The 23,978-nt window shown below is 64.4% G+C and carries 25 protein-coding genes and 1 pseudogene; 17 read left to right on the top strand and 9 right to left on the bottom strand.

Annotated elements, in window-relative coordinates; genetic code table 11:
- Nucleotides 1–95 precede the first annotated feature (95 nt).
- The 12 genes and pseudogenes from urtB (at nucleotide 96) to BM019_RS18170 (ending at nucleotide 10,436) form a co-directional block, all read left to right on the top strand.
- The gene (gene urtB, locus BM019_RS18220) at nucleotides 96–1,598 is read left to right on the top strand and encodes an urea ABC transporter permease subunit UrtB (protein WP_092419135.1); all 1,503 of its coding nucleotides are present in this window, start codon (nucleotides 96–98) and stop codon (nucleotides 1,596–1,598) included.
- Nucleotides 1,598–2,677: an urea ABC transporter permease subunit UrtC gene (urtC, locus tag BM019_RS18215; protein WP_092419133.1), complete on the top strand. Its 1,080-nt coding sequence runs from the start codon at nucleotides 1,598–1,600 to the stop codon at nucleotides 2,675–2,677. The genes urtB and urtC overlap by 1 nt, the downstream gene beginning before the upstream one ends.
- Nucleotides 2,674–3,534, top strand: a complete 861-nt coding sequence (gene urtD / locus BM019_RS18210; protein ID WP_009041955.1) for an urea ABC transporter ATP-binding protein UrtD — start codon at nucleotides 2,674–2,676, stop codon at nucleotides 3,532–3,534. The genes urtC and urtD overlap by 4 nt, the downstream gene beginning before the upstream one ends.
- A 30-nt stretch (nucleotides 3,535–3,564) precedes the next feature.
- Nucleotides 3,565–3,642: pseudogene (locus BM019_RS31060) on the top strand (transcriptional regulator); the annotation flags it as partial.
- A gap of 25 nt (nucleotides 3,643–3,667) precedes the next feature.
- Nucleotides 3,668–4,366 carry an urea ABC transporter ATP-binding subunit UrtE gene (gene urtE / locus BM019_RS18205; protein WP_007932913.1) on the top strand — a complete coding sequence of 233 codons (699 nt, stop codon included), beginning with the start codon at nucleotides 3,668–3,670 and terminating at the stop codon, nucleotides 4,364–4,366.
- A gap of 42 nt (nucleotides 4,367–4,408) precedes the next feature.
- A complete protein-coding gene (locus tag BM019_RS18200; protein WP_092419131.1) occupies nucleotides 4,409–5,248 on the top strand; it encodes an urease accessory protein UreD in 840 nt (279 codons plus the stop codon).
- 130 nt (nucleotides 5,249–5,378) lie between these two features.
- The gene (gene ureA / locus BM019_RS18195) at nucleotides 5,379–5,681 is read left to right on the top strand and encodes an urease subunit gamma (protein WP_007927275.1); all 303 of its coding nucleotides are present in this window, start codon (nucleotides 5,379–5,381) and stop codon (nucleotides 5,679–5,681) included.
- 8 nt (nucleotides 5,682–5,689) lie between these two features.
- The gene (locus BM019_RS18190; protein ID WP_092419129.1) at nucleotides 5,690–6,223 is read left to right on the top strand and encodes a GNAT family N-acetyltransferase; all 534 of its coding nucleotides are present in this window, start codon (nucleotides 5,690–5,692) and stop codon (nucleotides 6,221–6,223) included.
- 6 nt (nucleotides 6,224–6,229) lie between these two features.
- Nucleotides 6,230–6,763 carry a GNAT family N-acetyltransferase gene (locus tag BM019_RS18185; protein WP_092419127.1) on the top strand — a complete coding sequence of 178 codons (534 nt, stop codon included), beginning with the start codon at nucleotides 6,230–6,232 and terminating at the stop codon, nucleotides 6,761–6,763.
- Complete coding sequence (locus BM019_RS18180; RefSeq protein ID WP_009041950.1) at nucleotides 6,760–7,068, top strand: urease subunit beta; 309 nt, start codon at nucleotides 6,760–6,762, stop codon at nucleotides 7,066–7,068. The genes BM019_RS18185 and BM019_RS18180 overlap by 4 nt, the downstream gene beginning before the upstream one ends.
- Nucleotides 7,069–7,209: 141 nt before the next feature.
- Complete coding sequence (gene ureC / locus BM019_RS18175; RefSeq protein ID WP_009041949.1) at nucleotides 7,210–8,910, top strand: urease subunit alpha; 1,701 nt, start codon at nucleotides 7,210–7,212, stop codon at nucleotides 8,908–8,910.
- A 389-nt stretch (nucleotides 8,911–9,299) separates the two neighbouring features.
- Nucleotides 9,300–10,436: a sensor histidine kinase gene (locus BM019_RS18170; RefSeq protein ID WP_085533669.1), complete on the top strand. Its 1,137-nt coding sequence runs from the start codon at nucleotides 9,300–9,302 to the stop codon at nucleotides 10,434–10,436.
- A gap of 180 nt (nucleotides 10,437–10,616) precedes the next feature.
- On the opposite strand, the gene BM019_RS18165 is transcribed toward BM019_RS18170, so the two are convergent.
- On the bottom strand, nucleotides 10,617–10,919 hold the full coding sequence (locus BM019_RS18165; RefSeq protein ID WP_009041947.1) for a chaperone modulator CbpM: 303 nt from the start codon (nucleotides 10,917–10,919) through the stop codon (nucleotides 10,617–10,619).
- Between the two features lie 40 nt (nucleotides 10,920–10,959).
- The gene (locus BM019_RS18160) at nucleotides 10,960–11,898 is read right to left on the bottom strand and encodes a DnaJ C-terminal domain-containing protein (RefSeq protein ID WP_009041946.1); all 939 of its coding nucleotides are present in this window, start codon (nucleotides 11,896–11,898) and stop codon (nucleotides 10,960–10,962) included.
- Between the two features lie 299 nt (nucleotides 11,899–12,197).
- Here BM019_RS18160 and BM019_RS18155 point away from each other — a divergent pair, with 299 nt between their 5' ends.
- Nucleotides 12,198–13,463: an Hsp70 family protein gene (locus BM019_RS18155; protein ID WP_009041945.1), complete on the top strand. Its 1,266-nt coding sequence runs from the start codon at nucleotides 12,198–12,200 to the stop codon at nucleotides 13,461–13,463.
- Nucleotides 13,464–13,589: 126 nt separating this feature from the next.
- Here the strand turns inward: BM019_RS18155 and BM019_RS18150 are convergent, their stop codons facing one another.
- From BM019_RS18150 to BM019_RS18140, 3 genes are all read right to left on the bottom strand, one after another.
- Nucleotides 13,590–14,600 (bottom strand): AI-2E family transporter, encoded by a 1,011-nt coding sequence (locus BM019_RS18150; RefSeq protein WP_092419125.1) that lies wholly within the window; start codon nucleotides 14,598–14,600, stop codon nucleotides 13,590–13,592.
- Nucleotides 14,601–14,763: 163 nt separating this feature from the next.
- Nucleotides 14,764–15,054, bottom strand: coding sequence for a PsiF family protein (locus tag BM019_RS18145; RefSeq protein WP_007932771.1), 291 nt, complete (start codon nucleotides 15,052–15,054; stop codon nucleotides 14,764–14,766).
- A gap of 71 nt (nucleotides 15,055–15,125) precedes the next feature.
- Nucleotides 15,126–15,914, bottom strand: a complete 789-nt coding sequence (locus BM019_RS18140) for an AraC family transcriptional regulator (RefSeq protein ID WP_062823813.1) — start codon at nucleotides 15,912–15,914, stop codon at nucleotides 15,126–15,128.
- Between the two features lie 96 nt (nucleotides 15,915–16,010).
- On the opposite strand from BM019_RS18140, the gene BM019_RS18135 reads away from it, so the two are divergent.
- Nucleotides 16,011–16,898, top strand: a complete 888-nt coding sequence (locus BM019_RS18135; protein ID WP_092419123.1) for a DMT family transporter — start codon at nucleotides 16,011–16,013, stop codon at nucleotides 16,896–16,898.
- Between the two features lie 103 nt (nucleotides 16,899–17,001).
- On the opposite strand, the gene BM019_RS18130 is transcribed toward BM019_RS18135, so the two are convergent.
- From BM019_RS18130 to BM019_RS18120, 3 genes are all read right to left on the bottom strand, one after another.
- Nucleotides 17,002–17,892, bottom strand: a complete 891-nt coding sequence (locus tag BM019_RS18130) for an esterase/lipase family protein (protein ID WP_092419121.1) — start codon at nucleotides 17,890–17,892, stop codon at nucleotides 17,002–17,004.
- A gap of 136 nt (nucleotides 17,893–18,028) precedes the next feature.
- Complete coding sequence (locus BM019_RS18125) at nucleotides 18,029–18,334, bottom strand: DMT family transporter (protein ID WP_007932767.1); 306 nt, start codon at nucleotides 18,332–18,334, stop codon at nucleotides 18,029–18,031.
- Between the two features lie 9 nt (nucleotides 18,335–18,343).
- Nucleotides 18,344–18,982, bottom strand: coding sequence for an FMN-dependent NADH-azoreductase (locus tag BM019_RS18120; protein ID WP_092419119.1), 639 nt, complete (start codon nucleotides 18,980–18,982; stop codon nucleotides 18,344–18,346).
- Between the two features lie 142 nt (nucleotides 18,983–19,124).
- Here BM019_RS18120 and BM019_RS18115 point away from each other — a divergent pair, with 142 nt between their 5' ends.
- On the top strand, nucleotides 19,125–20,036 hold the full coding sequence (locus BM019_RS18115) for a LysR substrate-binding domain-containing protein (protein WP_092419118.1): 912 nt from the start codon (nucleotides 19,125–19,127) through the stop codon (nucleotides 20,034–20,036).
- A 131-nt stretch (nucleotides 20,037–20,167) separates the two neighbouring features.
- Here the strand turns inward: BM019_RS18115 and BM019_RS18110 are convergent, their stop codons facing one another.
- The gene (locus BM019_RS18110) at nucleotides 20,168–22,243 is read right to left on the bottom strand and encodes an AsmA family protein (RefSeq protein ID WP_092419116.1); all 2,076 of its coding nucleotides are present in this window, start codon (nucleotides 22,241–22,243) and stop codon (nucleotides 20,168–20,170) included.
- 388 nt (nucleotides 22,244–22,631) lie between these two features.
- On the opposite strand from BM019_RS18110, the gene BM019_RS18105 reads away from it, so the two are divergent.
- Together BM019_RS18105 and BM019_RS18100 are read left to right on the top strand one after the other, a co-directional pair.
- Nucleotides 22,632–23,096, top strand: a complete 465-nt coding sequence (locus BM019_RS18105; protein ID WP_092419114.1) for a hypothetical protein — start codon at nucleotides 22,632–22,634, stop codon at nucleotides 23,094–23,096.
- A 238-nt stretch (nucleotides 23,097–23,334) separates the two neighbouring features.
- Nucleotides 23,335–23,967 carry a TetR family transcriptional regulator gene (locus tag BM019_RS18100; protein ID WP_009041936.1) on the top strand — a complete coding sequence of 211 codons (633 nt, stop codon included), beginning with the start codon at nucleotides 23,335–23,337 and terminating at the stop codon, nucleotides 23,965–23,967.
- The last annotated feature ends 11 nt before the right edge of the window (nucleotides 23,968–23,978 follow it).

Raw genomic sequence — 23,978 nt, 5'->3', positions numbered from 1 at the left:
CAGGACCTTGAGGCCCTCGAGAGCACGTCCTCTGCGAGGCCGATCGCAGCCTGTAGCAGCGGCTACAGACCCACGCTCCGCGCAAGGCCATTGATATGCCCACTGCCCTCTACCGTTTCATCCTCGCCTGCCTGCTGTTGCTGCCATTGGCCGCCAGGGCCGGCGACGCCGAAGACTTCGTCGCGGCCAACGCCACGCAACAGGCCAGGCTGCTGGAAAGCTGGGCCGCGCAGCCCGACCCGGCTCGCCTCGAACTGCTCGGCGCCTTGCAGCAAGGCCAGCTGACCGTCGATGGGCAAGCCAAGACCTTGCGCCTGAACAATCGCCTGCGGGGTCTGATCGACACCGCCATGGCCAGCCATCAACTGCTCGCCGCCGACGCAAAGATCCGTCTGGCCGCCGCGCAGCAGTTGCAGAAAAGCGCCAAGCCGGCGCAGCTGAAATTCCTCGATGCCAGCCTGGCCGCCGAACAGGACCAGGCCGTACACGACGCCCTGAGCCTGGCCCTGGCCAACCTGCAACTGGTGGACAGCGACCCGGCCGTGCGCCTGGCCGCGGTGCGCCTGCTGGGTGAAACCGGCGACCCGCTGGCCCGCACCCGCCTCGAGGGCCTGCTCGAACCCGGCGTGGAAGCCGATGCCGGGGTGCGCACCGCCGCCGAAACCAGCCTGGCCCAGGTCAAGCGCAAGCTGCTGGTGGGCGAGGTGCTCGGCCAGGCCTTCAGCGGCATGTCCCTGGGCTCGATCCTGCTGCTGGCGGCCCTGGGCCTGGCGATCACCTTCGGCCTGCTCGGGGTGATCAACATGGCCCACGGCGAGATGCTGATGCTCGGCGCCTACTCCACCTACATGGTGCAGCTGCTGTTCCAGCGCTACGCCCCGCAGGCCATCGAGTTCTACCCGCTGATCGCCCTGCCGGTGGCGTTCTTCGTCACCGCCGGCATCGGCATGGCCCTGGAACGCACGGTGATCCGCCATCTCTACGGCCGGCCGCTGGAAACCCTGCTCGCCACCTGGGGCATCAGCCTGATGCTGATCCAGCTGGTGCGCCTGGTGTTCGGCGCGCAGAACGTCGAGGTGTCGAACCCGGCCTGGCTGTCGGGCGGGATCCAGGTGCTGCCCAACCTGGTGCTGCCCTACAACCGCATCGTGATCATCGCCTTCGCGTTGTTTGTCGTCGTACTCACTTGGCTGCTGCTGAACAAGACCCGCCTGGGCCTGAACGTGCGCGCGGTCACCCAGAACCGCAACATGGCCGCCTGCTGCGGCGTACCGACAGGACGGGTCGACATGCTCGCCTTCGGCCTCGGTTCCGGCATCGCCGGCCTCGGTGGCGTGGCCCTGAGCCAGATCGGCAACGTCGGCCCGGACCTGGGCCAGAGCTACATCATCGACTCGTTCCTGGTGGTGGTGCTCGGCGGTGTCGGCCAACTGGCCGGTAGCGTGTTCGCCGCGTTCGGCCTGGGGATAGCCAACAAGATTCTGGAGCCGCAGATCGGCGCCGTGCTCGGCAAGATCCTGATCCTCGCGCTGATCATTCTGTTTATCCAGAAACGTCCGCAAGGCCTCTTCGCATTGAAAGGACGGGTGATCGACTGATGAATCAACCATTGCTCATTACCGCCAGCCAGAAGGCCGGGCCCAAGGTTTCCGGCGCCGTCGGCGCGCTGATCCTGGTGGTGCTGCTGGCCCTGCCGCTGCTCTCGCTGCTGGCGCCGGACAACCCGCTGCACGTCTCGGCCTACACCCTGACCCTGGTGGGCAAGATCCTCTGCTACGCCATCGTCGCCCTGGCCTTGGACCTGGTCTGGGGGTATGCCGGGCTGCTGTCCCTGGGCCATGGCCTGTTCTTCGCCCTCGGCGGCTACGCCATGGGCATGTACCTGATGCGCCAGGCCGCGGGGGACAGCCTGCCGGCGTTCATGACCTTTCTCTCGTGGACCGAGTTGCCCTGGTACTGGAGCGGCACCGGCAGCTTCCTCTGGGCCCTGTGCCTGGTGGTGCTGGCGCCGGGCTTGCTGGCGCTGGTGTTCGGTTTCTTCGCCTTCCGCTCGCGGATCAAGGGCGTGTATTTCTCGATCATGACCCAGGCCCTGACCTTCGCCGGCATGCTCCTGTTCTTTCGCAACGAAACCGGGTTTGGCGGCAACAACGGCTTCACCAACTTCCGCACCATCCTCGGCTTCGGCATCACCGAGCCAGGGACCCGCGCGGTGCTGTTCCTGGCCACCGTGCTGTTGCTGGTGGCCAGCCTGTATATCGGTTGGCGCCTGGCCCGGAGCAAGTTCGGCCGGGTACTGACCGCGCTGCGGGACGCGGAAAACCGCCTGATGTTCTGCGGCTACGACCCACGCGGCTTCAAGCTGTTCGTCTGGGTGCTGAGCGCGGTGCTCTGCGGCCTGGCGGGGGCGTTGTATGTACCGCAAGTGGGCATCATCAACCCCAGCGAAATGTCGCCGACCAACTCCATCGAGGCCGCCGTGTGGGTCGCCCTGGGCGGTCGCGGCACGCTGATCGGCCCACTGCTCGGCGCCGGCGTGGTCAACGGCATGAAGAGCTGGTTCACCGTGGCTTTCCCGGAATACTGGCTGTTCTTCCTTGGGGCGCTCTTCATCATCGTCACCCTGTATTTGCCCAAAGGCATCATCGGCTTGCTGAAGAAAAGGGGCGAATCATGAGAATCACAGCGACGGCCGAATTCATGCTCGAACCTATCCTTGAGCCCAACAAAGACGCCGGCAGCAGCCGCGACGCCATCGGCCTCGGCCAGGCCGCCGGCAAGGGCCTGAACACCCGCCACGGCACCATCCTGACCCTGGAAGACATCAGTGTCAGCTTCGATGGCTTCAAGGCGCTCAACGACCTGAACCTGTACATCGGCGTCGGCGAGCTGCGCTGCATCATCGGCCCCAACGGCGCGGGCAAGACCACCCTGATGGACGTGATCACCGGCAAGACCCGGCCCACCCACGGCAAGGCCTGGTTCGGCGAAACCCTGGACCTGACGCAGATGAGCGAGGTGCAGATCGCCCAGGCCGGCATCGGCCGCAAGTTCCAGAAACCCACGGTGTTCGAAGCCCTGAGCGTGTTCGAAAACCTGGAGCTGGCGCAGAACACCGACAAGTCGGTGTGGGCCAGCCTGCGGGCGAAACTCTCCGGCGAGCAGAAAGACCGCATCGACGAAGTGCTGGAAACCATTCGCCTGACGGCCTCGGTGGAACGCCAGGCCGGCCTGCTGTCCCACGGCCAGAAGCAGTTCCTGGAAATCGGCATGCTGCTGATGCAGGACCCGCAGTTGCTGCTGCTCGACGAGCCGGTGGCGGGCATGACCGATGCCGAAACCGAGTTCACCGCCGAGCTGTTCAAGCGCCTGGCGGGCAAGCATTCGCTGATGGTGGTGGAGCACGACATGGGCTTCGTCGGCTCGATCGCCGACCACGTCACCGTGCTGCACCAGGGCAGCGTGCTGGCCGAAGGGTCGCTGGAACAGGTGCAGGAAAACGAACGGGTGATCGAGGTCTATCTCGGCCGCTGACAGCTCCTTGTAGGAGCGAGCTTGCTCGCGATGGAGGTCAACGATAACGCGCGCTACCTGGATGAGCGCGCCGTTCTCAGGCTCTTCGCGAGCAAGCTCGCTCCTACAAAAAGAATTGAAGGAAAAACCAGACATGCTGCAAGTCGACAAGCTGCACCAGTACTACGGCGGTAGCCACATCCTGCGCGGCCTGAGCTTCGAGGCAAAGGTCGGCGAAGTCACCTGCCTGCTCGGGCGCAACGGGGTGGGCAAGACCACCTTGCTCAAATGCCTGATGGGCCTGCTGCCGGCCAAGGAAGGCACGGTGAACTGGGAAGGCCAGGCCATCACCGCCTACAAGCCCCATCAACGGGTGCATGCCGGCATCGCCTACGTGCCCCAGGGCCGGGAGATCTTCGGCCGCCTGACCGTGGAAGAAAACCTGTTGATGGGGCTTTCCCGTTTTGGCGCGAAAGAGGCCAAGGAAGTGCCGGCCTTCATCTACGAGCTGTTCCCGGTGCTGCTGCAAATGAAACAGCGGCGCGGCGGCGACCTGTCCGGCGGCCAGCAACAGCAGCTGGCCATCGGCCGGGCCCTGGCCAGCCGGCCACGGCTGTTGATCCTCGACGAGCCCACCGAAGGCATCCAGCCGTCGGTGATCAAGGAAATCGGCGCGGTGATCAAGAAACTCGCGGCCCGCGGCGATATGGCGATCCTGTTGGTGGAGCAGTTCTACGACTTCGCCGCCGAACTGGCCGACCAGTACCTGGTGATGTCCCGGGGCGAAATCGTCCAGCAGGGCCGCGGTGAAAATATGCAAGCCGAGGGTGTACGCGGCCTGGTTACCATCTAAGTTACGATCTAGCCTGTAACGTCCAGACACTAAGCACAAACCATGAACCTGCCAGCCCACACCGCCCTGTTCACCCCCAGCTGGCACGCCGAGCTGGAACTCGGCTACGCCCGCTTTGGCGACAGCACGCGCCCGGTGCAGCGCCGGCACAAGGGCCCGCTGCGGGTGCAGAAGCACCTGTATGCAGAAGGCCCCGAGGTCTGCCAGCACATCATCGTGCATCCGCCCGGCGGAATTGCCGGCGGCGACCGCCTGCAGATCCGCGCCAGCGTCGACCGCGATGCCTGGGCGCAGCTGACCAGCCCCGGCGCCGCCAAGTGGTATCGCGCCAACGGGCCCGCCTATCAGACCCTGGAATTGAACGTCGCCGCCGGCGCCACCCTGGAATGGCTGCCCCAGGAAACCATCGTGTTCAGCGCCGCCCAGGCCGAACTGAGCACCCGTATCGAGCTGCAAGGCGACGCCCGGCTGTTCTACTGGGACGTGGTGGCGCTCGGCCGCCCGGCCAGCGACGAGCGCTTCGACCTCGGGCATTTCCAGTCGCACCTGGACATCCGCCGCGACGGCCAGTTGCTCTGGCACGAACGCCAGCGCATCGGCGGCGGCGACGGCTTGCTCGACTCACCGATCGGCCTGAACGGCCAGCCGGTCTTCGCCACCCTGCTGGCCACCGGCGAAATCGACAGCCAGTTGCTGGAGCGTTGCCGTTCGCTGCCTCATGCCGTGCGCGGCGACCTGACGCAACTGCCCGGCCTGCTGGTGGCCCGCTGCCTGGCCAGCGAAGCGCTGCTGGCCCGCGCCTGGCTGATCGACCTGTGGCGCCTGTTGCGCCCGGCCCTGCTGGGGCGCGAGGCGCTGCCGCCGAGGATCTGGAACACATGAATATCCACGCCCCTGTAGGAGCGAGCTTGCTCGCGAAAAACGCCAAGTCACCGCATTCCTTCAGGCAGTACGCATTATCGTCAAGACTTTTCGCGAGCAAGCTCGCTCCTACAACAACGGATTTTGAACGATGGACCTGACCCCACGCGAAAAAGACAAACTGCTGATCTTCACCGCCGGCCTGGTGGCCGAACGGCGCCTGGCCCGTGGCGTGAAGCTCAATTACCCGGAAGCCATGGCCTACATTTCCGCGGCGCTGCTCGAAGGCGCCCGCGACGGCCAGACCGTGGCCGAGCTGATGCACTACGGCACCACCCTGCTGACCCGCGAACAGGTAATGGAAGGCATCCCGGAGATGATTCCGGAAATCCAGGTGGAAGCGACTTTCCCCGACGGCACCAAGCTGGTCACCGTCCACCAACCGATCGCCTGAGGCCGCCCATGACGTATTCCATCCGCGATGCGGTGCATGCCGACCTGCCGGCGATCCGCGATATCTATAACGACGCCGTACTCAACACCACGGCGATCTGGAACGAACAGGCCGTGGACCTGGGCAATCGCCAGGCCTGGTTCAGCGCCCGCCAGGCCCAGGGTTATCCGATCCTGGTGGCGGTCGACGCCGACGAAAGCGTGCTCGGTTATGCCTCGTTCGGCGACTGGCGGCCCTTCGACGGCTTCCGCCATACCGTCGAGCACTCGGTCTATGTGCGCAACGACCAGCGCGGCAACGGCCTCGGCCCGCGCCTGATGCAAGCGCTGATCGAACGCGCCAAAACCTGCGACAAGCACGTGATGGTCGCGGCCATCGAAAGCGGCAATGCCGCCTCGATCCGCCTGCACGAACGCCTGGGCTTCGTCACCACCGGACAGATGCCGCAAGTGGGCACCAAGTTCGGGCGCTGGCTGGACCTGACGTTCATGCAGCTGACCCTCGATCCGGGGGCGCCACCGCCCACCATCCACAAGGAGTGATACCCGATGAACGCCGCCCAACTGCGTCGAGTCCATACGGAGAGCTTTGCCCACTATCGCCAGGGGTTGATTGATCTGTTGTTCGACGCCGTGGGCCACGGCGCCTCGGTCGGGTTCATGGCCGACCTCGACGAGGAACAGGCCCGCGCCTACGTCAACAGCGTCCAGGCCAGCGTGGCCGACGGCAGCCTGCTGCTGTGGGTGGTGGTGCAGGACGAGCGGGTCCTGGCCAGCGTGCAACTGGCGCTGTGCCAGAAGCCCAACGGCCTCAATCGCGCCGAGGTACAAAAGCTCCAGGTGCGCCATGACGCTCGCCGCCGTGGCCTGGGCCAGCAGTTGATGCACGCCGTGGAGCAGGCGGCGCGCCAGCACAAGCGCGGCCTGCTGTACCTGGACACCCAGGCCGGTTCGGACGCCGAAGCCTTCTACAGCGCCCTGGGCTACACCCGCGTCGGCGAACTGCCGAACTACTGCCAAAGCCCGGACGGCACCTACAGCCCGACCGCCATTTACTTCAAGACTCTGGGGCAACCCGTATGATTCCAGGCCAATACCAGATCCAGCCCGGCGACATCGAACTCAACGCCGGCCGCCGCACCCTCAGCCTGAGCGTCGCCAACAGCGGCGACCGGCCGATCCAGGTGGGCTCGCACTATCACTTTTTCGAAACCAACGACGCCCTGACCTTCGACCGCGCCGCCAGCCGTGGCATGCGCCTGAACATCCCGGCCGGCACCGCCGTGCGCTTCGAGCCGGGGCAGACCCGCGAGGTGGAACTGGTGGACCTGGCAGGGCATCGCCGGGTGTTCGGGTTTGCCGGGCGGGTCATGGGCGACCTGGACTAATGCAATCCCGGTAGCCGCTGCCGCAGGCTGCGATGGCTGCGCAGCGGCCCCAGCATTTCAAAGCGAACGAAGGTCCTTCGGCCCTTAGCGCAGCCTTCGGCAGCGGCTACAGGTGCCCGACTCAATTCTTAGGAAGGTGCAATGAAGATTTCCCGCCAAGCCTACGCCGACATGTTCGGCCCCACCGTCGGTGACAAGGTGCGCCTGGCCGACACCGAGCTGTGGATCGAAGTCGAGAAGGACTTCACCACCTACGGCGAAGAAGTGAAGTTCGGCGGCGGCAAGGTGATCCGCGACGGCATGGGCCAGGGCCAGCTGCTGGCGGCCGAGGTGGTCGACACCCTGATCACCAACGCGCTGATTATCGATCACTGGGGCATCGTCAAGGCCGACGTCGGCCTCAAGGACGGACGCATTGCCGCCATCGGCAAGGCCGGCAACCCGGACATCCAGCCCGACGTGACCATCGCCGTCGGCGCCAGCACCGAAGTCATTGCCGGCGAGGGTATGATCCTCACCGCCGGTGGCATCGACACCCATATCCACTTCATCTGCCCGCAGCAGATCGAAGAGGCGCTGATGAGCGGCGTCACCACCATGATCGGCGGCGGCACCGGGCCGGCCACCGGCACCAACGCCACCACCTGTACCTCGGGGCCCTGGCACATGGCGCGCATGCTCCAGGCGGCGGACGCGTTCCCGATGAACATCGGCTTCACCGGCAAGGGCAACGCCAGCCTGCCGGAACCCTTGATCGAGCAGGTCAAGGCCGGGGCCATCGGCCTCAAGCTCCACGAAGACTGGGGCACCACCCCGGCCAGCATCGACAACTGCCTGAACGTCGCCGACCAGTACGACGTACAGGTGGCGATCCACACCGACACCCTCAACGAGTCGGGCTTCGTCGAAACCACCCTCGGCGCCTTCAAGGGCCGCACCATCCACACCTATCACACCGAAGGCGCCGGCGGCGGCCACGCCCCGGACATCATCAAGGCCTGCGGTTTGCCCAACGTGCTGCCGAGCTCGACCAACCCGACCCGGCCGTTCACCCGCAACACCATCGACGAACACCTGGACATGTTGATGGTCTGCCACCACCTCGACCCGAGCATCGCCGAGGACGTGGCCTTCGCCGAAAGCCGCATCCGCCGCGAAACCATCGCCGCCGAAGACATCCTCCACGACCTGGGCGCCTTCTCGATGATCAGCTCCGACAGCCAGGCCATGGGCCGGGTCGGCGAGGTCATCACCCGCACCTGGCAGACCGCCGACAAGATGCACCGCCAGCGCGGCCCGCTGCCGGGCGACGGCGCCGGCAACAGCAACTTCCGGGTCAAGCGCTACATCGCCAAATACACCATCAACCCGGCGATCACCCACGGCATCAGCCACGAAGTGGGCTCCATCGAAATCGGCAAATGGGCCGACCTGGTGCTCTGGCGGCCGGCGTTCTTCGGGGTCAAGCCGACGCTGATCCTCAAGGGCGGAGCCATCGCCGCCAGCCTGATGGGCGATGCCAACGCCTCGATCCCGACCCCGCAACCGGTGCATTACCGGCCGATGTTCGCCAGCTACGGCGGCAGCCGGCACGCCACCAGCCTGACCTTTATCAGCCAGGCCGCGCTGGCGGCCGGGGTGCCGCAGCAACTGGGGCTGAAAAAGCAGATCGCGGTGGTCAAGGGTTGCCGGAACGTGCAAAAGAGCGACCTGATCCACAACGACTACCTGCCGGATATCGAGGTCGACCCGCAGACCTATCAGGTCAAGGCCGACGGCGTGCTGCTCTGGTGCGAACCGGCGGACGTGTTGCCGATGGCGCAGCGCTACTTCCTGTTCTAGGGTCTGTACGAAAAGTCGGCGAGCGAAGGTCAGGCAAGGCGCAACGACCAACGGGAGTAACAGCCAAGGGCTGGCCCGAAGGGTGAGCGCAGCGAATCAAAACAGGCGAGGAACGGCCGGGGTCGCGTTCGACTTCAGGGGCCTAAATGAGCATTCCGATCGGACTCGCGCACGAGCCTGTTTTTAGCGCAGCATGGCCCGCGTAGCGCCGAAGGCGCCCAGCGTGCAGCCACTTTTCGTACAGAGCCTAGAAACCTGGATCCAACGGGCGCCCATCCGGGCCGCCCAACGGTCAGCAAAGCCGGACGTCTTGCTGTGTTGAACGGCTCAATCGCGGCTAGAATTCGACAGGCCGTCCTCACTCTTGCTGCCTGACAAGGTTCCCGGCCATGCGTCTACCCGACTTCATCGTGCAACACGTTGATCGAATCGTTGATGAGTGGGAGCAATTCGCCCGATCCATCGCCCCCGAAACCGACTCCCTGACCCGCCTGCAACTGCGTGACCACGCCAAGTCCATCCTGCTGGCCGCCGCTCGCGACATGCGCACCGCCCAGACCGCCAGCGAACAGGCGGCCAAGGCCAGGGGCGAAGGCCCGGAGAACAGCCCAAGCCTCGACGAAGCCGCCGCCAGCCATGGCGAGTTGCGCCACAACGTGGGCTTCGACCTGGTGCAGATGACCTCGGAATTCCGCCACCTGCGCGCCTGCGTGATCCGCCTCTGGGTCGCCAGCCTGGAGTCGCCGGAACTGGCCTATTTCCAGGACATGATCCGTTTCAACGAAGCCATCGACGAAGCATTGGCCGAGTCCACCGCGGCCTATGCCGAACAGGTCAACCGTTCGCGGGATATCTTCCTGGCGATTCTCGGACACGACCTGCGTACCCCCTTGCAGGCGGTGAGCATGTCCACCGAGATGCTGGCGCGCAAAGTCGCGCTGGATGCCGATGCGCTGGCCTATGTGTCGCGGATCAAGAGTGGCGCCAGGCACATGGCGGCGATGGTCGGCGACCTGCTGGAGTTCGTCCGCAGCCGCCTGGGCAGCAGCCTGCCCATCGAGCCGGCGCCCATGGACATGGCCAGTGCCATCAAGGCAGCCATGGACGAAGCCTGCGCCGGCCAGCCGGACTGCACGCCGGCGCTGAACTTCCATGGCGACAGCCACGGCATCTGGGATCGCGGACGCATCGAGCAGATGCTGCAGAACCTGATCGGCAATGCCCTGCAGCACGGCAACGGCAACCGCACCGTGACCGTTACCCTCACGGGTGGCGCCGAACAGGTGCTGCTGACCATCCACAACTACGGCCCGCCGATACCCAAGGAAGCCTTGAGTAGCCTCTTCGATCCGCTGGTGCGCAGCGCCAACGAAGAACTCGGCAGCCCCTCCACCAGCCTCGGCCTGGGCCTGTTCATCGTCAAGGAAGTGGTCACCGCCCACCAGGGCAGCATCGAGGTCAGCTCCAGCGAGGCCGATGGCACCACCTTCACCGTGACCCTGCCGCGGGTGTCCCACGCCGAATAGTCGTAGAGAGCAAATTGCCGACATCCCTGTAGCCGCTGCCGAGCCTGCGAGGCTGCGCTCGACCGCGAAGCGGTCGTAAACCGGGCACTGCTTTCCTTCAGGTAAACCGCTAATGCAGGTTTTGCGAGGACTGCGTCCTCGAACGCAGCTCGCGAATTCGTCAGCGGCTACAGACGCTCGTCAGTCGCTGAGCAGACGCCCCAGGCGCTGCTTGAGCATCTGGTTTTCCGTGCGCAATTCACGGACTTCGTCGAGCAGCTCCAGCGCCAGGGCGACGCCTTCCCACTCCAGTTCCAGATCACGCCGCAACTTGGCGGCGCGCTTGGCGACCGCCAGTTCGTAATCGGTGAAACGCCAGTCCCGTGGCGCCGAGCCATGGGGATCGAGGATCCCGTGCTCGACGATTTCCATCACATAGGCGGCCGGCAGATCGGCCACCTCGCAGAACTCTTCCATATCCAGCTGAACGATCAGGGTGCTCATGGTTAGCGACTCCTTGTTTCAGATCAGAATGGGTTGCAGATCAGAAATGCTCCCGCGGATTGAAGGCGGCCTTTTTCGCCAGCTCCTGCCACAGCGCCTTGACGTCGTCGCCGGAGGCCTTGGGCATCACGGCCTTGAGCTGCACGAACAGATAACCGCGATGCCCGGCCTTGTTCAGCAGGCCATGGCCCTTGGCGCGCATGCGTTGGCCGTTCTGGCTGCCGGCCGGCACCTTGAGGTTGATCTTGCCGGTCAGGGTCGGCACCGCGACCTCGGTCCCCAGCGCCAGCTCCCAAGGGGCCAGCGGCAAGGTGATGATCAGGTTCTCGCCCTCGATATCGAACTTCGGATGGGGCGCGAAACGAATGGTCAGGTACAGGTCGCCATTGGCCCCGCCGCCGACACCCGGCGCGCCCTGGCCCTTGAGGCGGATGCGCTCGCCGTCGGTGACGCCGGCCGGGATCTTCACGTTCAGGCTCTTGCTGGTGTTGCTGACGTGCTGGCCGGCAGCGTTGTACTGCGGCACCTTGAAGCTGACCTTTTTCGACTCGGCCGACAGGGTCTCTTCCAGAAAGATCGGTAACTCCATTTCCACGTCTTGCCCCCTGCGCCCGGCGCTGCGCGATTGTCCACCGCCGAAACCCGGCCCGCGGTTGCCGAAGATCGAACTGAAGAAGTCCGAAAAATCCCCGCCATCGCCGAAACCGCCGGCATCCGCGTGGCCCTTCCAGCCCGGTGGGCCCTGGAACGGCTGGCCGTGCTGGCCATAACGCCGCAGGTCGTCGTATTCGGCCCGCTTGTCCGCGCTTTTCAGCGCTTCGTAGGCTTCCGACGCGTCCTTGAACTTGGCTTCGGCGTCTTTTTCCTTGCTGACATCCGGGTGATATTTGCGCGCCAGCTTGCGATAGGCGGCCTTGATCGCCTTGTCGTCCGCCGTCGGCTCCACCCCGAGAATCTTGTAATAGTCTTTGAAGTCCATCTAAGGATCACCATCCGTTATCAATGTGGCGCGGCGGGATGTACAGCATGCACTCTTGAACAGCGTCAAGGCTGATCGATCTCAATACTGTGACTCACGCGGCGCAGCAGAAGTTTATCGGCAGCTGGCGGCGGTTCTTGCGACCGCCCGATGGCTGCCCGGCCCATGCCTGCAAGTTTGGGGTGAAGAATAGTCTTTCAAGGCTTGCGGGTTACGATTTAGCGGATAGTCGGCCTTCGATTCTGCGAACGACTGGCATACACTGCGCGGCCGTTTTTTCCAACCGGAACTCGAAAGACATGAAAAACGCATCTGCGGCCCGTGCCTGCGGTATCGACTTCGGCACGTCCAACTCCACGGTCGGCTGGCTGCGCCCCGGCATGGAAACGCTGATTGCGCTGGAAGACGACAAGATCACCCTGCCGTCGGTGGTCTTCTTCAACATCGAAGAACGCCGTCCGGTGTATGGCCGCCTGGCGCTGCACGAATACCTGGAAGGCTACGAAGGCCGGCTGATGCGCTCGCTGAAAAGCCTGCTGGGCTCCAAGCTGATCAAGCACGACACCAGCGTGCTGGGCACGGCGATGCCGTTCAAGGACCTGCTGGGCCTGTTCATCGGCCAGCTCAAGAGCCGCGCCGAAGCCGCCGCCGGCCGGGAGTTCGAGGAAGTGGTGCTGGGTCGTCCGGTGTTTTTCGTCGATGACGACGCCGCCGCCGACCAGGAGGCCCAGGACACCCTGGTGGAAGTGGCGCGCAAGCTGGGCTTCAAGGAAGTCTCCTTCCAGTACGAGCCGATCGCCGCGGCCTTCGACTACGAGTCGACCATCGAGCGCGAAGAGCTGGTGCTGATCGTCGACATCGGCGGTGGTACCTCTGACTTCTCCCTGGTGCGCCTGTCGCCCGAGCGCCGTGGTCTGGACAACCGCCACGAGGACATCCTCGCCACCGGCGGCGTGCACATCGGCGGCACCGACTTCGACAAGCAGTTGAGCCTGCAAGGGCTGATGCCGCTGTTCGGCTACGGCAGCCGGATGAAGAGCGGCGCCTACATGCCCACCAGCACCCACATGAACCTGGCGACCTGGCACACCATCAACTCGGTGTATTCGCAGAAGTCCCAGCTGGCCCTGGGCAGCATGCGCTACGACATCGAGGACACCGGCGGCATCGACCGTCTGTTCAAACTGATCGAGCAGCGCGCCGGGCACTGGCTGGCCATGGAAGTGGAAGAAACCAAGATCCAGTTGACCCACGCCGACAACCGCGTGGTGCCCCTGGACCGTATCGAGGCCGGCCTGAGCGTGGACCTGAGCCGGGCGCTGTTCGAGTCGTCCATCGACAGCCTGCTGGAACGCATCCGCGGCAGCGTCACGCAACTGCTGGGCGATGCCAATGTCGGCGTCGGCCAGGTCGATACGGTGTTCTTCACCGGCGGTTCCAGCGGCATTCCGGCCCTGCGCCAGAGCGTCGCGGACATGCTGCCCAACGCCCGCCACGTCGAAGGCAACATCTTCGGCAGCATCGGCAGCGGCCTGGCGATCGAAGCGAAGAAGCGCTACGGCTAAAAAGGCATCGCCTGTAGCCGCTGCCGCAGGCTGCGATAAGGTCCGCAGGACCTTCAGCGATTTTGAGATCGCTACGGCCTTCGGCCGATCGCAGCCTGCGGCAGCGGCTACAGGGATAGCGTCAGGTCAAACCAACCCCGCCTGCTTCAATTCACTCTTCAGGTAGGCGTAATAAATCGGCCCGGCCACCACCCCCGGCAGGCCGAACGCCGCCTCGAACACCAGCATCGCCAACAGCAACTCCCAGGACTTGGCACTGATCTGCCCGCCGACGATCCGCGCGTTGAGGAAGTATTCCAGCTTGTGGATAAAGATCAGGTAGCCCAGCGCCGCCACGGCCACCCAGATCGACAGCGACATGCCGACGATGGTGATCAGGGTGTTGGAGATCAGGTTGCCGATCACCGGCAACAGCCCCAGCAGGAAGGTCAGCACGATCAGGGTCTTGGTCAGCGGCAGCTTGACCCCAAACATCGGCAGGATCAGCGCGAGGAAGATCCCGGTGAAGAAGGTGTTGAGCAGGGAAATCTTGATCTGCGCGAACACGATGTTGCGAAAGGCCTGGACCAGCAGGTGCAGGCGGTCGAACAGCGCGGCCGCCAGTGGCTTGCGCTTGGTCAGGTCGGGTACGCGCTGCAAGGCGATGATCGCCCCCAGCACCATGCCGATCAGCAAGGTCACGAACATGTGCGCTGCGTCCTTGCCTACCAGTTGCAGCTCGCTCAGGTGCTTGCTGGCCCAGGCGCCGATGGCCACCTGGAACTCCGCCGCGCTGGCCGGCAGATAGGAGTCGAGGAACGGCGGCAGCTGGCCGCGCGCCTTGTCCACCACCGTCATGAATTTGTCCAGGGAAGCCCCCGGGTTCTCCGCTTCGTGCAGCAGGAAGCTGATGGCGCCGGCGAACAGCAGCGTCAGCACGCTGACCACCAGGGTGCCGAGCAGGGCCACCGCCAACCAGCGCGCCCGCCGACCTTCGATCAGCCGTTGCAGTTGCGGGGTGAGCATGTTGACCAGTTCGAACACCAGCAGGCCCGCCAGCAGGCTCGGTAATAGCCGCAACGGGATTACCAGCAACAGGCCGCCGAAGATAATCACCCAACTGAACAACAACAGATGACGCTGAGAAAACGTTGGCATACAGCCTCAAACAAACAGCGTGAAAGGATTGGCAGTCTGCCAGCGTTGCACTGGCGATGCGAGGCCGACAGGCGCGGGTTTGCTGGCGATCAACGATACAGGGTGTGTCAGGCAAACCGCCGCGACCGGATCGTGAACAAGCTCGCGCCTGCAAGGGAGAAGGTTATTGCTTCTTCAGGCACGTGCTCATGAAGGTCTTGCGCTCATCGCCCTTGAGGGCTTTGGCAGTGGCGTCGGCGTTGCAGGTCTTCATCCGTTCCTGCGGGGTTGCCGCGGCAGCCGGGGTGGCTTTCAGGCAGGTGCTCATAAAGGCTTTGCGCTCATCGCCCTTGAGGGCTTTCGCGGTGGCGTCGGCGTTGCAAGTGGTCATCTTGTTCTGCTGGGCGGTGGCGGCAAATCCTTGGGAACAGAGCAGCAGACCAACCATCAACAAAGGGATACGCAGCATCTTCATGGAGTTTTCTCCTTGTTACCGCACCGACGGGCGCGGCCTCCAGCGCAGTGTAGACAAACCCTGTTACAGGTTCACCTGTTCTGTAGGCTGGTGCGCCGGTACTGCTCGGGGGTGCAACCGGCCTGGCGCTGGAACATCGCGATAAATGCCGAGGCGCTGCTGTAGCCCATGTCGAACGCCACTTCCTGGACACTGCGCGCGCTGTCCAGCGCCTCGATGGACGCCAGGAAGCGCAGGCGCTGGCGCCACTCGCCGAAACTCATGCCCAGCTCGCGCACGAATTGCCGGGCCAGGGTGCGTTCGCTGACGTGGATCTGCCGCGCCCAATCGGCCAGCGCGCGGTTATCCCCCGGGGCGGCCTGCAACGCTTCCAGCACACCGAGCAAGGCCGGGCTGCTGGCATACGGCAGGTAACCGTCATGCACCGGCGCCTGTTGCAACTGGTCGAGCATCACCTGGGCCAGGCGGCTGTCCGCTTCCTGCTCGGGGATCTGCACATCGCGCGCGGCGAAGTCCTTGAGGATCGCCTTGAGGATATCGCTGATGGCCAGGGTGCAGGCCTGCTGCGGCAGCGCCTGGCACAACTCCGGGGCCAGGCACACGGCGCGGTACACGATCGGCTGCGGGCTGTAGAAACTATGCTCGGTGCCCGGCGGAATCCAGATGGCGTACTGCGGCGGCGACATAAAGCGCTGGCCGGCGATTTCCATGTGCATCACGCCATGGGCCGAATATTCCAGGCAGCCCCAGGGGTGGCGATGTTCCAGCGCATGGCTGTGGGCGTCGAAATCGGCGTAGCGGAAGTACACCGGGGCCGGCAGACCGCTGAAGGGCAGCAGGTCGATGTGTTTTTTGCTCATGCTGTCCGGATTCAGGGGCGGGTTGTCTGGATCGAAGTATAGGCCTGGATCCAGACAGAGGGATAATCACCCTTCATCAACGTTCTGGTTTTCCTCATGCAATACGCTTATCCGTTACTGGCCGTCTTTATCTGGGCCGGCAATACCGTCATCAACAAACTGGCGGTCGGGGCGATCTTTCCCGCGGAGATCGGTTTCTATCGCTGGCTGCTGGCCGGCCTGTTGTTCACGCCCTTCATGCTCAAGGCAGTGGTCGCCCATTGGGCGGTGATCCGCCCGAACCTGGGCAAGATCTTCATCCTCGGCGTGCTGGGCATGGCGGTGTACCAGAGCCTGGCCTACTTCGCCGCGACCCTGACCTCGGCCACCAACATGGGCATCATCCTCTCGCTGATGCCGCTGATGTCGCTGGCCATGGCCATCGCCAGCCTCGGCCAGCGCCTGACGGCCGGCGCCCTGGCCGGTGCCGTGTTGTCGTTTGCCGGGGTGCTGGTGGTGGTGTCGTCCGGCAGCCTCGAGGTGCTGCTGGAACAGGGGGTGAACCTGGGCGACGCGATGATGCTGATCGCCACCCTGGCCTACGCGATCTACAGCACCCTGCTGAAAAAATGGCAGCTGCGCCTGCCGCCGTTGGTACTGCTGTATCTGCAGGTGCTGGTGGCCGTGGTGGTGCTGTTTCCGCTGTTTTTGGCCTCGCCGAAAACCGGCCTGACCCTGCACAACATTCCCCTGGTGCTCTATGCCTGCCTGCTGGCCTCGATGCTCGCGCCGCTGGCCTGGATGCAGGCGGTGGTACGCCTGGGACCGAGCCGCACCACACTGTTCTTCAACCTGCTGCCGCTGATCACCGCGCTGATTGCCGCCGTGGTGCTGCATGAACAGCTGGCGCTGTATCACCTGGTGGGTGGGGTGCTGACCCTGGGCGGGGTGATTCTGTCGGAACGCTGGACCACCGCGCTGGGGCGCAAGGTTGGCGTTGCCTGACCCATCGCAATCGCGAGCAAGCTCGCTCCTACACAGACAGCGCCCTACCTGTAGGAGCGAGCTTGCTCGCGATAAATCTCAAGACCGCCACATCCCTCTCTGGCTATACCCCCGCCGCCTTCAACCGCTGCGCATGCTCGACGAACAGCCGGATCGGCTCGGCGCCCTTGCCCACCAGCCCCAGCGACTGGTTGACGATATCGAAGTGGTCCAGGGGGTAATCGTCGCCAATCACCGTGCCCAGGTGCGAGCTGTAGCGGCCGACCATGCCATCGCATTGCCCGGCCTCGCGGACAAAGGTCCTGGCGAACAGCCGGCAGGTGCGGTTGGTGCCGTCGAACAGGTTGCGCCCGCGATTGGTCTTGCCCGGCTGCAAGGTGCCGGACCAGGAGTAGTAGCGCACCCCGTTGACCTCTTCCGGCCCCTGCCCGCCCCAGGTGTCCGGCAGGCCCTGGGGATACTGCCGGTTGAACAGCGCCACGCCCTCGCTGGTCAGCGAGCGGTGCGAAGCATGGATATCCGCCGGCAGCTTCGGCCCACGATAGCCGGTGTCGAGCCAACTCATCAGCACGGCAATCACCCGCAGGATAAAACTCAGCACGCGCCCGCGCAGGGTGTCGATGGAATGGTGGCGTTCGATGTAGTCGGCCAGCTCCGAGCCATGATTGGGCCCGGCCACCGAAGTCACCGAGGCCACCCATTCCGGCCGTTTGGCCGCGGCATAGCGGGCGGTGAGCGAGCCCTGGCTGTGGCCGATCAGGTTGACCTTGTCGGCGCCGGTTTCGCGGCGGATCTCCTCGATCCGCGCCAGCAATTGCTCGCCGCGCACCTCCGTGGAGTGCAGCGGCGAGACCTGCACGGCAATCACCGTGGCCCCGCCGCGGCGCAACGCCGACTCGATGCCGAACCAGTAGGAGTACAGCACCAGCCGGATAAACCCCAGCATGCCGGGGACCAGGACCAACGGGTAACGCGTGGCAAGCTCTTGGGACATGGGAACATCCTTGTGATCGGACTTGTATCAGGGACCGCGGCGCCCGAGGCTGGATGCAGACAGCAGCCAAGAGCATCGACAGCCAAGATGACAGCTTCACGACCACTGTATGACATTCCCCCGGGTTCCATCCCTTCTACTTCAACCCCACCACCCCGGCCACGATCAGCCCCACCGACAGCAGCTTGACCAGCGTCAGGCTCTCCCCCAGCAAGGCGAAACCGAGGAACACCGTGCCCAGGGAGCCGATGGCGGTCCAGATCGGGTAGGCGATGCTCACCGGCAGTTCACGCATCGCCAGGGTCAGGAAATAGATGCCACCCAGCGCGGCCACCACCGTCAGCAGCGACGGCCAGAGCCGGGTGAACCCCTCGGCGTACTTCATGCCCATGGCGAAGGTGACTTCGAAGGCGGCGGCGATCAGCAAGAACAGCCAGGCCATGTCGCCTCCTCAGAAGGTCCGCGCCAGTGCCAGCAGGCGCTGCTCGGCTTCGGCGCAGGACACCTGGAACGTGCGCTCGGCCGACTCCTCGCCTTCGGCCGCGACCACCGTGACGTCCTCGATCCCGATAAAGCCCAGCGCGGTGCGCAACCATGGATCGGCATGGTTCATGGCCTCCAGTTCGCCGCCCGGGCCGAAGCCGAAGCCGCCGCGACTGGTGACGATCAGCGCTTTCTTGCCCCGCACCAGCGGCTCGTACTGGGCGATGCCGTTGTCCTGGACGGTATTGAAGGTCAGGCCCAGGCGCACGATCTGGTCGACCCAGGCCTTGAGGCCGCTGGGCACGCTGAAGTTGTACATCGGCGCAGAGATCACCAGCAGCTCATGTCCCAGCAACTCCGTCACCAGCTCGTCGCTCAGGGCCAGGTCGGCCTGCATCGACAAGGGCCGCGCCTGGGGCTCGGGATAAAACGCCGCGGCGACGAAGGCCTCGCTGACATGGGGCAGCGAGGCACGGCCGACTTCCCGGCGGGTCAACCGGCCCTGGGGATGGGCCTCGAGCCAGGCCTGGAGAAAACGCTCCGTCAGCCGCCGCGAATGGGAGCGTTCGCCACGGGGGCTGCCATGTACTGCTAGAATTCTGCTCATCTGTCATTCCTCATCCCGGATCATTCTGGAAGACCGTAAAAGCCTTCCTGGGCGAGGAATAAAGCTATTGATGCAGGCCCCCTGGAACAAATGAGCAATAGTTGATCAGGATGAATCCATTTCACCCATAAGGTGACCCAGTATGTTTGCCAACCTGCCGCTGACCGCCCTGCGCGCCTTCGAATCGGCGTCCCGGCTCCTGAGTTTCAAGGCCGCCGCCGAGGAACTGTCGGTTACACCCACGGCGATTTCCCACCAGATCCGCTCCTTGGAAAGCTGGCTGGGCGTGCCGCTGTTCCAGCGCCTGCCGCGCCAGGTGCGCCTGACCGAATGCGGCGAACGGCTGTTCCACAGCCTGCACGGCGCCTTGCTGGAAGTGGCACAGAGCGTCGACAGCCTGCGCCCGCAACGCAGCGGCGCGAACCTGATGATCTCCACCACGCCGGCCTTCGCCGCGCTGTGGCTGGTGCCGCGCCTGGGGCGTTTTTATGCCCGGCACCCGAACATCAACCTGCGCCTGGACACTAACTGCGAGGTCATCGACCTGCAGCAGGATGCCAGCGTCGACCTGGTGATCCGCTACAGCCTGGACGACTACCCGAATCTCTATGGGCTGTGCCTGTTCGACGAATGCTTCGCGGTCTACGGCTCGCCGGAACAGGTGGCCCTGGCCCGCGAGCAAACGCCGACACTGATCAGCGTGCGCTGGCACAATTCCAAGCTCTACGCCCATGGCTGGGAGGCCTGGTGCGACAAGGCGCAGGAAAGCTGGATGCAGGGCCGTCCGGTGATTCGTGAATACGACGAGGAACACTACGCCCTGCAGGCGGCCATTGCCGGCCAGGGCCTGGTGCTGGCCAGCAATATCCTGGTGTCGGAAAGCGTGGCCAGCGGCCTGCTGCTGCCGTATCGCCCGGAGATCCATGTCGACGGCGCGGGCTACAGCGCCTTGTGCGTGCCCGGGCGCGAACGGCATCCGCCGGTGCGGGCGTTTTTCCAGTGGCTGCGCGAAGAGGCCCAGGCGGCCGGGCATCCGATGCTCGCCGCTGGCTAATGCCCCAGGGACCAGGCAGGAGCGAGCTTGCTCACGAAAAGATCGCCAAGGATGACCAGTTTTGGCAGACAGGTCGCCGCTTCGCGGCTATCGCGAGCAAGCTCGCTCCTACAGGAAAACTCCGTTTGCTCTCAATGCGTCGGTTTGACCGCCACCGGCGCCTTGCCCGAACGCATCTGCTCGAGTAGCGGCGCGCACTGGTTCGGCTCGCCGCCGCTCGGTGCCACCAGCGCCAGCAACCCGGCCGCCGGCCCGGCGATCACCCCCAGCGCCACCATGCCCGCACCGCGCAACATCAGCGGTACGGCCTCGACCCCGGCCTCCGGCTTGATGAACTTGCCTCGCACATAGAGCGGCGAGCGCAGGGAGAACAGGCGCAAGCCCTTGGATTCCGGGGTGATGGTCAGGTCCAGTTGCTCGCTGGCCATGTTCGCGGTGCCGTCGATGTAGACGATCGCGTTCTCGGTATCGAACACGAACAGGCGAGTGGTGGCCAGGCCGGTCTTGATGCCGAAGTCGGCGGCGGCGCAATTGATCTTCACTTCCTTGTCGCCAAACATCTTGCCGATCACATAGTTGCCGACGTTGAGCCCGGCGATCTCCATCAGGCTGCGGCTGATGGCGCCGTCGTTGATCAGCATCTTCAGCTCGCCGTTGGCGCTGCCGAGCAGGGCCGCCACCGAGTTGCCGCGCCCGGCGATATCGGCATCGCCATTGAGTTCGCCGAAGCTGGTTTTCATCGGCTCGAAGGTCGGGAACAGCTGCTTGAGCTTGAAGTTGCGCGCGGTCAACTTGGCCCGGCCTTCCAGCGGCGTGGCCTGGCCGTTGAGGCGAATCTGCGCATCCAGCTTGCCGCCGGCCACGCCGAAACGCAGCGGCTCCAGGCTCAGGCGCCCGTCGTCGAGCACCAGGTGGGTGTACAGGTCGGTGAAGGGCAAATCGGCGCTGTGGACGATGCGCTTGCCGGTGAACTCGACATCGGCGTCCATGTCGCGCCAGCGCTCGGTGCGGAACTCTTCCACCGGCAGCACCTTGTCCGCCGGCTGCTTGCTGTCGCCGCCACGGGCCTTCTGCTCGGCGTTGGAGTCGGCGCCGATCAGCGGCGCCAGGTCGCTGAACAGCAACTGATTGGACACCAGCGCACCGGTCAGCTTGGGCCGCGGCTGGCTGGCGACGTAGGTCAGGTTGCCGTGAATGTCGCTGTCGCCGATCTTGCCGTTGAAATCCTGGTACTGGAACTTCGCCCCGGCCGGGTCGCGCAACTGCGCGCTCAGGTGGCCATCGGTGGCATAGGCCGGCGAGTCCGGCAGGGTCACGCCAGTCAGCGGGTACAGGTTGCCCAGGCTGGTGCCGGCGAGCTTCATGCGCAGATCCAGCGCGCCAAGGTTGAGCGGGTCGGTCAGGGTGCCGGCCAGTTCGACGCGGGTATCGCCGATCGTTGCCTGGACTTGCAGCGGGAACGGCTTGCTCGCGTCCTGCAGCGCCAGCAAGCCGCCGATCTTGCCGGAGCCGGTGAGCGCCTGGCCGTGATATTGCCCCTTGGCCTTGAAGGCAAAGGCGTAGGACTGGGGAGCTGCGCCTTTCTCCTCGGCTTTCTTCGCTGCCTTGTCGCCGACGATGTCGCTGAACGGAATCGGCTTGCCCAACGGGTCGATCAGCAGGTCGAGGCGGGTTTTCAGGCTTTGGTCATTGAGGATGACATGGCCTTTGTCGAAGCCGATGGCGCCGATGTCCACCACCCAGTTGGAGGGTTCGGCGTTCGGGTCTTTCGGGTCGAACTGAAAGGTCCAGTTGGCGCGGCCGTCGGCCAGGCGTTCGAGAGCGGCGTTCGGCTCGGTGAGGTCGATACGCGGAATGCGCACGCGCTGCGCCAGCAATGCCAGGGGCGAAATGCGCAACTCGACGCGCTTGAGGCTGACCATCTGCGGCGCCTTGGACCAGTCGGGGTTGCCCAGGGTCAGGTCTTCGGCCACCACATGCGGCCACGGCACCCAGGCCCGCCAGCCGCCTTCGTCGGGCTCGCGCTGCCAGATCACCGCCAGGTTGCCGTTGATGGCGAAGGGGCGATGCAGTTCTTCGGAGACTTTGGCATTGAGTGGCGGCTTGATCCGGTTCCAATCGAAGAACGCGATGATCAGTACCAGCACGGCCAGCAGCAGGAAAAGGCTACCGACTGTCCAGGCGAGAATTTTACGAGTGCGCGTCATGCACAGGGCTCCTGACTACTGAAGGGCGCCGGGATAACGACGCCCCGGTGAACGGCCGGGGTTGAAATCCACCGGTCATGAAAACTAGGACTGACAAACGGCCCGCAGGTTTAACCCAAAGCCGCGAATCAGACACAAAAGCACGGTTTTTCCTGACCGAAGCGCCAGCTTGGCGTTACCGCCGCCGCACTTTTGCGAGGCGCAGATGGGTCGAAAATACCCACCCCGGTGCAAAACCTCTCTTCGGAAACGCCCGTTCTAGAGCCCTCGGGCAGAACAATCAATTCTGTTGATTATTACCATTGTCTTTATGAACTTTTATATCGATTTTGCGCGCGTAACATTGGCTCCGTACCCACTTTATCGCCCTCCCAAGGAGCAACCCATCATGAAACGCCAATTACTGCTTAGCCTGACCCTCTCGATCCTGGCAGCCAACGCTTTCGCCCTGCCAGCCGCTGAACAGGCTACCCCACAAGTCAAGGCCAGCACCTCGGTATTCACCCAGACTCTGGCTTCCGACGGTGGCGACCGCACTCCACAAGGCCAGACCCTGGCTTCCGACGGTAGCGACCGCACCCCACAAGGCCAAACCCTGGCTTCCGATGGCGGCGACCGCACCCCACAAGGCCAGACCCTGGCTTCCGACGGTAGCGACCGTACCCCACAAGGTCAGACCCTGGCTTCCGATGGCGGCGACCGCACCCCACAAGGCCAAACCCTGGCTTCCGATGGCGGCGACCGTACCCCACAAGGTCAGACCCTGGCTGAAGACGGCTTCGATCGCACTCCCCTGGGCCAGGCTGTAGCCGAAGGCGGCCGTGATCGCCTGGAAGAGAAAGGTCTGGTTTAAGACGGCAACGACCGTTTGGCCTAACGCAACCCAGCTGTGAGTCAAGCCTATGATGCCTCTACAGAAAAGCCCGGTCCCTGGATCGGGCTTTGTTTTTTCCTGAGCCGCGCCGTTTTTTTCTGCGTCCACCGCTCCGATCCAGGTCTCGCCTTCAGCTCACCGCCCCCACCAGGTTCGACGCCGGCAAAGTTGATTTGCTAGAGTGCGCCGCTCTCTTGATCAGAAAACCAGCCCGCCGATGCTGCCCCGCGCCGAACAGAAACAACAGACTCGCAACGCTCTGATGGACGCTGCCCGCCACCTGATGGAATGCGGCCGCGGATTCGGCAGCCTGAGCCTGCGCGAAGTGGCGAAAACCGCCGGCATAGTGCCGACCGGTTTCTACCGGCATTTCGACGATATGGACCAGCTTGGCCTGGTACTGGTCAGCGAAGTCGGCCAGACCTTCCGTGAAACCATCCGCCTGGTGCGCCATAACGAATTTGTCATGGGCGGCATCATCGATGCCTCGGTGCGGATCTTCCTCGATGTAGTGGCAGCCAACCGCTCGCAGTTCCTGTTCCTCGCCCGCGAGCAGTACGGCGGTTCGCTGCCGGTGCGCCAAGCGATCGCCAGCCTGCGGGAAAACATCAGCGCCGACCTGGCGGCCGACCTGACCCTGATGCCCAAGCTGCAACACCTGAACATCGCCGACCTGACGGTGATGGCCGACCTGATCGTCAAAAGTGTGTTCGCCACCTTGCCGGACATCATCGACCCGCCCGCGCAAGCCCTGCCCGAGCACCTCACGCCCCAGGCGAAAATCACCCAGCAGCTGCGCTTCATCTTTATCGGCCTCAAGCACTGGCAAGGGCTGGGCAGCACCGAATAACCCCCCGCCGC

This window comes from Pseudomonas sp. NFPP07, assembly GCF_900115645.1.
Taxonomy (GTDB): Bacteria; Pseudomonadota; Gammaproteobacteria; order Pseudomonadales; family Pseudomonadaceae; genus Aquipseudomonas; species Aquipseudomonas chlororaphis.
The sequence above is the reverse complement of the archived record's forward strand: the minus strand, read 5'-3'. Positions and strand labels throughout refer to the sequence as shown.